General features: G+C 61.9%; 5 protein-coding genes. 2 read left to right on the forward strand and 3 right to left on the reverse strand.

The window, feature by feature from the left end; genetic code table 11:
• Window positions 1–880: 880 nt before the first annotated feature.
• From VFE81_RS11235 to VFE81_RS11245, 3 genes are all read right to left on the reverse strand, one after another.
• Window positions 881–1345: a hypothetical protein gene (locus tag VFE81_RS11235; protein WP_325044669.1), complete on the reverse strand. Its 465-nt coding sequence runs from the start codon at window positions 1343–1345 to the stop codon at window positions 881–883.
• Between the two features lie 101 nt (window positions 1346–1446).
• Entirely contained in the window at window positions 1447–2010 is a 564-nt protein-coding gene (locus VFE81_RS11240; protein ID WP_325044670.1) for a peroxiredoxin, read from the reverse strand.
• Window positions 2011–2166: 156 nt separating this feature from the next.
• The gene (locus VFE81_RS11245; RefSeq protein ID WP_325044671.1) at window positions 2167–3504 is read right to left on the reverse strand and encodes an EAL and HDOD domain-containing protein; all 1338 of its coding nucleotides are present in this window, start codon (window positions 3502–3504) and stop codon (window positions 2167–2169) included.
• Between the two features lie 299 nt (window positions 3505–3803).
• Between VFE81_RS11245 and VFE81_RS11250 the strand changes: the two genes are divergently transcribed.
• Window positions 3804–5618: a sensor domain-containing phosphodiesterase gene (locus VFE81_RS11250; RefSeq protein ID WP_325044672.1), complete on the forward strand. Its 1815-nt coding sequence runs from the start codon at window positions 3804–3806 to the stop codon at window positions 5616–5618.
• 91 nt (window positions 5619–5709) lie between these two features.
• Window positions 5710–7167: an HDOD domain-containing protein gene (locus VFE81_RS11255; RefSeq protein ID WP_325044673.1), complete on the forward strand. Its 1458-nt coding sequence runs from the start codon at window positions 5710–5712 to the stop codon at window positions 7165–7167.
• The last annotated feature ends 124 nt before the right edge of the window (window positions 7168–7291 follow it).

The following is a 7291-nucleotide window of genomic DNA, read 5'->3' on the forward strand; positions in this document are numbered from 1 at the left end:
GGCGCTTGTTGTCGGTGGTTTTATGGCGTTGGTCTTTCCTTGAATTGCTTGCCTTCGCGGCGCTTTTTGGTTTATGCCTACGGTGTTGGCCTTTTCTTGTTTTGTTATTGGTTTATTAGCGTCGCCCCTGTGCGGGGCAGGCACTTACTTCTCTTTGCCGGCCGCAAAGAGAAGTAAGCAAGAGAAAGCGGCTCACACCGCCAATTCTTAAGCGGGTCCCCCGCGCAGTTGCGGTAGTGGTGCATCTGGAATCTGTGTTCTCGCACATTCCGCGTGAGTGACAAGGCATTCATTCTTCCGGCGGCGCTGCGCGCGCCGAAGCGGACGTCATAGAATCGTCCGCTGCGTTTTACGTCGCCGCGTTTCCCACTGCCGTCGCTCGCCGTTGTACCGTCACTGCAACTGCAACGGTGGCTATGGCTGCGACAGCGATACACCAACATTTCATTCGAAGCGGGGCGGGATAAGTGCAGAGGCGTCTCGCCGAGGCAAAGCCGATGGCCCCCTTCACGCCCAGACGAAGCCCCGGGTTTCCCGAGCATACCCATCCGCGACGCACGCAGTGCGGAGTGGGAGCTAATGAGCTCTTTGTCACTACGGCTGAATGTGCGAGGGCACGGATTCCAGATGCACCACTACCGTGACTGCGCGGGGGACCCGCTTAAGAATTAGCGGTTTGAGCCGCTTTCTCTTGCTTACTTCTCTTTGCGGCCGGCAAAGAGAAGTAAGTGCCTGCCCCGCACAGGGGCGACGGTAATAAACCAATAACAATTCAAGGAAAGGCCAAAGCCATAGGCAAACAGACAAACAGACACAGAACAAGCAGCGAACAACCAAACAGATCAAAAAAAAGCCCCCGCCGCAGGCAAAAAAACCACCCCTAAAGCTTCTGATCCGCAGCAAGCAAAAAAATCCGCGCCCACTGCTTAGCCTGCCGCTCGCCCTGCATGGGCAAAACCCAAACCTGCCGCTTAGCGTCCTTAACCTTCAAAGCGACCTGCCATTGAGCATCATGGCCTTGCACCTCCGCCCCAAGCAGATCGGCAAAAATATAAGCCCCCTGCTCGCCGCCAAGGCGAATCTCACATAGCCGCTTGCCCGCAGCAAGCCGGACCGCTCCCCAGCTCCCCTTGAGCTCATGCGTCCAGTCGCCATCGCGAATATTGGCAGCGACTTCCTTCCGGCGCCGCCACCAATAAACCACCGCGGCAATCAAAAGCACAGCAACAAGAACAGCAACCCCAACTGCAACGGCCAGACCCAAAGCCGCCTGCAAGGCATAAAAAGCCCGCACTGCGCCATACACCAGCGCGATCAGCGCAATGAACGCAACAAGAATCGGCATCGCAAACTCGCTAGACAAAAAATCAGGCTAGCACGACGCGGTCCTCAACCTAACGGCAAAAGACCATTGCGAAAAATGCGCCGTCGGGAATTTACCAGGCCCTACGGCTGCTTATGCGTCGCCGCCCACTCCTTCACCGCCTTGAGCGTGTTCTCAACGTGCTTCTCCGGCGAAAGGCTCGTGTACTCGTAAATGATCTTGCCATCGGGCGCGATCACGTACGACACGCGATTGGCCATCGAGCTATGCATCGGCATACCGGCGTCATATGCGCCGATCACCTTGGAGTCGGCATCCGCCGCCACCGGGAATTTGCTGCGGCATTCGCTCACCGAAAATTTCGTCAAGGTGCCGATGTTGTCGTGCGACACACCGATAACCGTCGCGCCATATTTCTTGTACTCGCCGACCGCTTCGGCAAACTCGTGGGCTTCGATCGTGCAGCCCTTCGTGAAGGCCGCCGGGTAGAAGTACAGCACCACCGGCCCGTTCTTCAACTCGTCGGCAAGTGAATAGGTGTAGGTCTTGCCGCCCAGAGAAGCCTGCGCGGTGAACGGCGGCGCGGCATCGCCCGGCTTGAGCGTGGCCGAGGCCGTCAGCGAATGCATCGCGAATCCCACCGACAGGACGGCGGCCAGCGCCATCGGTATGAGTTTTCTCTTCATTTCCAATCCCTCGAACGTTAGTGCACGCGGTTGGCGCAATGAGCCCACGGTTGCGGCGTTCAGCCCAACCCCGGCAATCTCCACTCGCTATTGGACCACGTACGGACAAGATACGTCAGAATCCGCGGAAAGGATGCAGACGCGAGCCGGCCAGTATCAGGCCGCCGCTTCTTCGATATGCGCGCCGAACCACGCCGCCGCGGACAGGTTCAGCTCGGCCAGCACCTCGGGCGTGAGCGCCGCGAATCCAGGCGGCGCATCGGGTCCGTCTGCGATCGCGGTGGTATCGGCGCCCTCGCCGGCCGCTTCGGCAATCCGCAACAAGGCGCCGAGCGCGCCGCTGCGCGTCACGATCGCATCGCGAATCTGCGGCGCAAGGCCGAGTTTCTCGAGAACGGACGCCGGCGTGCTGCCGAGCACCACATGGACCAAAGAAAAAATCCCGGTCATGAAAGCAGCATCGGCAAATTCGTCATCGGCCGGGCGCAGCCAGCCGGCGGCCAATTCCATGAAGCGCGAACGCGTGCCGGCCAGTTGCACCAGCGGATCGGCGCGCCACGGCAGATCGCCGCTGTCCGCGTACAGCAGTAATTGCGCCCAGCGCGCAATCTGCCGCGTGCCGGTAGCGATAATGGCCTCACGCAGTGAGGCGATATTGCGCCCCAGCCCGAACGCGCTCGAATTGACGAGGCGCAGCAGTTGCACCACCACGCTCGGGTTCAGCTTGAGCTCCGCTTCGAGCTCGACAATCCCGGCATCGCGCGACAACAGCGCCAGCAGGCGCAGCAGGCCGGGGCGCGGCGAGCGATTGCGCGGCGTGACCAGCACCTGAGGCCGTGCGAAAAAGTATCCCTGGAACAGATCGAAGCCGAGATTGCGAGCAATCGCAAAGTCTTCGCGCGTCTCGATCTTCTCGGCGAGCAGTATCTTGCCGTGGCTGCGTACCGTCGACGCCAACTGGCCAAGCGCAGACCGCTCGGTCCGCAGGAAGTCGATCTTGACGATGTCGGCATGCGGCAGCATGGCAAGCAGGTCGTCGGACAGTTCGCTGATATCGTCGAGCGCCACCTGGAAGCCGGCACGGCGCAACTCGGTCAAGCGGCGGCCCAGATGCGCGTCGAACTTGACGGTTTCGAGGATCTCGAGCACAAAGCGCTCGGGCGACATCAGATGAACGATGTCGCTAAACAGCAGCGCGCGGTCGATGTTGACGAAACCGCGGTGCTGACCCAATACGGCCCCGACACCGATCCCGCCGATCGCGCGAGCCACGACCTGCGCCGTTGCCTGGGCGTCGTCGCTGACCTCGGCGTAGTTATGCGCGCTGGCTCGAAACAGCAATTCGTAAGCTTTTAGCGCGCCGTCGCGATCGAGAATCGGCTGACGGCCCAGATAGACGAACTGTGACCCGGAGGTCGGGTCGGCGTCTTCGGAACATGGTTCAGGCACTTCGACGTACCGGGGGCTGGCCCTGACAAAGTGAAGTTCAGACATGGATCATCGGTGCAAGTGTTCGGAAGGCTACGCAGCGACGTCACAGTCGGCACTGCACAACGGGTTTGTCGTATTAACGGACGGCAAGCCGTTGCACTTTAACCGAATCGCTCCCGTGGCGACGCCAGGCCATGCCGCCGCTTCCTTACCCGATGTTTTTTGCAGCAGGCGCTAAAGATTTCCCGCAGCCGGTCGTTATCTTGTTCTGATGGGGCGGCCTGATACCTCTTAACCGCCCAGACACGGCGGGCAGTGAGCCGCCCCGCCTGCAGACGAACACAGGTTGCCAGCGACAAACAATGGAAGCGAACACGATCACCGCGCCCCGCCGGGGCTCCTTGCGCACGGTCATCGACCGGTTTCGTGCGTTCGGCCGGCGTGCCCACGGCAAACCCCAGGCACGCGCTAGCCGCGCCGCGCAACTGGAACAGGTGGTCGGCGCCGTCGACCTGCTGGCGCACGTCGATCACGAACTGAACTTCCTCTATGTCTCCGACGCCAGCCTGCGCTTCATCGGCTATCACCGTGAATATCTCGAGACCATCACGCTCCACGATCTGGTGGCGCCCGCCGACGTGCCACGCCTCGACGCGCTGCTGACGCGCGCCGTTGCCACGGGCAACGTCGAGAAGGCTACGCTCGGTCTTATCAAGTCACTGACGTACCCGATCACCGTCGAGCTGCGCGTGGTGCACAGCAGCCACGACGGCATCGACGGCTATGCGATCGCCGGGTTCGACGTGTCGGCCTGGCGCGCCACCGAGGAACGCCTGACCCAGGCTCTGCATCTGGATCGCCTGACCAATCTGGCCAATCAGCCTGCGCTGATCCCCGCGCTGCTCGACGCGCAACAGCAAGCCGACGCCCACGGCACGCCGGCCGCGCTGCTGCTGCTCGATCTCGACGACTATCAGCGCGTGAACCGCGCGCTCGGCTACGATGCCGGCGACGAGATGCTGCGCGATACCGCGCGGCGTCTATTGAATATGACGAGCCCGGGCGAAACGGTGGCGCGTGTCGCCAGCGACGAGTTCGCGATCCTCGTGAAGCCTGCCGCGAGCCGCACCGACGCGGCCGCCGCGGCCGAAGCGCTGGCGCGTCGCCTGTTGACCGCGATCCAGCAACCCTATGTCTTCAACGGCCAGCAGGTGCATCTGTCGGCGAGCATCGGCATTGCGCTCTATCCCGATGTGCGCCACGCCAATGACAACGCCGCCCACGACACTCACCTGCTGCGCTGGGCCGACCATGCCTTGCTGCAGGCCAAGGCGGCCGGCGGCAACACGCTCGCCTTCTACGTACCGGACGACAATCCCGCCGACGCCGAGCGCCTGAAGCTGGAGGCCGACCTTTACGACGGCGTGCGCAACGGCGAGTTCTCGTTGCACTTCCAGCCGATCACGAGCAGCCGCACGCACGGCGTCGTCGGCGTCGAAGCGTTGATCCGCTGGTTGCATCCGGTGCACGGTCTCGTGCCCCCTTCGATGTTCATTCCGCTCGCGGAATCGATCGGCCTGATCAACTTCCTCGGCAACTGGGTGTTGAAGGTCGCGTGCATGCAGTTGATCCAGTGGGACGCGCAGGGCATTTCATTGCAGTACGTCGCCGTCAATGTGTCGCCGCAACAGTTCCGCGATCCGCGTTTCAAGGACAGCGTGAGTGAAGCGATCGAATTGACCGGCATCGATCCGCGCCGCCTCGTATTCGAGATCACCGAAAGCCTGCTGATGCACGACCCGGCGCATGCCAAGGTCCTGCTCGAAGAGCTGACCGCGATGGGCATCCGCTTTGCCGTGGACGATTTCGGCACCGGCTATTCAAGTCTGGCTTACCTGCAACGATTCCCCCTGGCCAAGCTCAAGATCGACAGGAGTTTTGTCGAGAATCTGCTAACCTCCCGGAACGATCAGGCAATCGTTAGCGCGGTCGTCGGACTCGCGCAAACACTCGATCTCGAACTGGTTGCCGAAGGCGTCGAAACAGAAGCACAGCGCACCCTGCTCACCGAGATGGGATGCGACCACATTCAGGGATGGCTCGTCTGCAAGGCGTTGCCGTCCGACGAACTCGCGCAGCGTTTCGAAGCGCGCACGCTTCACCTGCACACCGCATAGCGATGCAGGCAAACCTCCTGCGCAGCGGAAGATGCCGGCCAGGAGCCGGTGTGGCATTCATTGGAACATGTATGGCTTTTGCGGGACTCACATGGTAAAGGCGGCGGTGCTCGACCGGCTCTGGACGCGAATGAGCGAGCGCGGCGATTTCCCCATGCTGTCGCAGTCGTTGCGGACCACCATGGCGGCGATGAACAACGACGACCTCGACTTCACCGGCCTCGTGCAGGTCGTGTTGTCGGATTTCGCCTTGACGCAAAAGGTGCTGCGGCTTGCCAACTCGGCCATGTATATGGCATTCGGCGGCAACATCACCACCGTGTCGCGCGCACTGATGGTGCTCGGCATGGATGCGGTCGGCCACCTGGTGGTCGGCCTGAAAATCGTCGATCACTTTCATCACAGCGCGCCGCGCCGCATCGACGCGAAACTCGAATTGAACCGCACGCTGCTGTCGGGCTGCGTCGCGCGCAAGCTGACTGAGCGCGGCGATCTGCGCGCCGGTGAAGAAGCTGTGGTCTGCACGCTGATGCGGCAGATCGGCAAGCTGCTGGTGGTGTTCTATCTCGACGCCGAGTGGGATCAGATTCGCCGGCATATCGAGGACGGCACGCTCGAAACCGATGCCTGCGTGCTGGTGCTCGGCGTTACGTTCGACGAAATCGGCGCCGAAGCGGCGGTGCGCTGGCGCCTGCCCGACATGATCCGCTCCGGCATGGGCGAGTTCGATCCGCTGGATATCGAGCAGCCGCGCCAGGTGCAGTGGCTGCGCGCCATCACCAACTATTCGACGGCGGTCGCCGACGTACTGACCCAGCAGAACATGCCGGACTGGGAACGCGAAGAACGCATCACCGAACTGGCGCAGGCATACAGCCGTGCGTTGAACACCGACCCGGAAGTGTTGCTCGAAATGAGCGTCGCGCTCGCCCGTGAAGAAGGCGGCGACGGCGTGATGCGCGAGATCGTCGAGTTGCGCGCCAATGCGGACGCGATCGCGCGCGAGGCGCTCAATCCGGAAGCGCGCATCGCGGCGGGCGTGGGCGATCTGCGCGGCCTGCCCGACGGCAGCGCGATCGCGCCGGCACTGGCGCTGGCCGCGGAAACCGTGTTGGCAGCGCTCGGCTTTGCGCGCACGGTCGTGTTCGTCAAGCACAGCAACGGCACTTTCAAGGCGCGCCTCGGACTCGGTCCGAAAATCGACGCGGCGATGCCGAAGCTAACGTTCAACACCGCGTTCGAGCCCGATGTGTTTCACCTCGCGATCGCGAACTCGGTCGGCATTTTCATCGAGAACGCCCGCGACCCGAAGATGGTCGCGCGCTTACCGGAATGGTTCCGGCGTTCGTTCGACGACGCCCGTGCCTTCGTGCTGTTGCCGGTGGTCGACGAAACCGATCAGACGGTAGCGCTGTTATATGGCGACTGGTCTCATACGCACGAGCCACGCCGGATATCGCAGAAGGAAATGAGCGCGTTGAATGAACTGGCAAAGGAGTTAGGACGTTTTTTCGGCTTGGGGCAGATGCAGGAAATGGAGATGATGTGAAGACGTGGCGTGATCGTTGATCACGCGGCTTCATGCTCACCGGTGTTGTATTTGCCCTAAGTCGCGAGTCACGAATCCTGATCCTGAATGTGGAGAGGCCGGTATGCACCGCATGCCGGCCTCT

The organism is Paraburkholderia sp., from assembly GCF_035656215.1.
GTDB lineage: Bacteria > Pseudomonadota > Gammaproteobacteria > Burkholderiales > Burkholderiaceae > Paraburkholderia.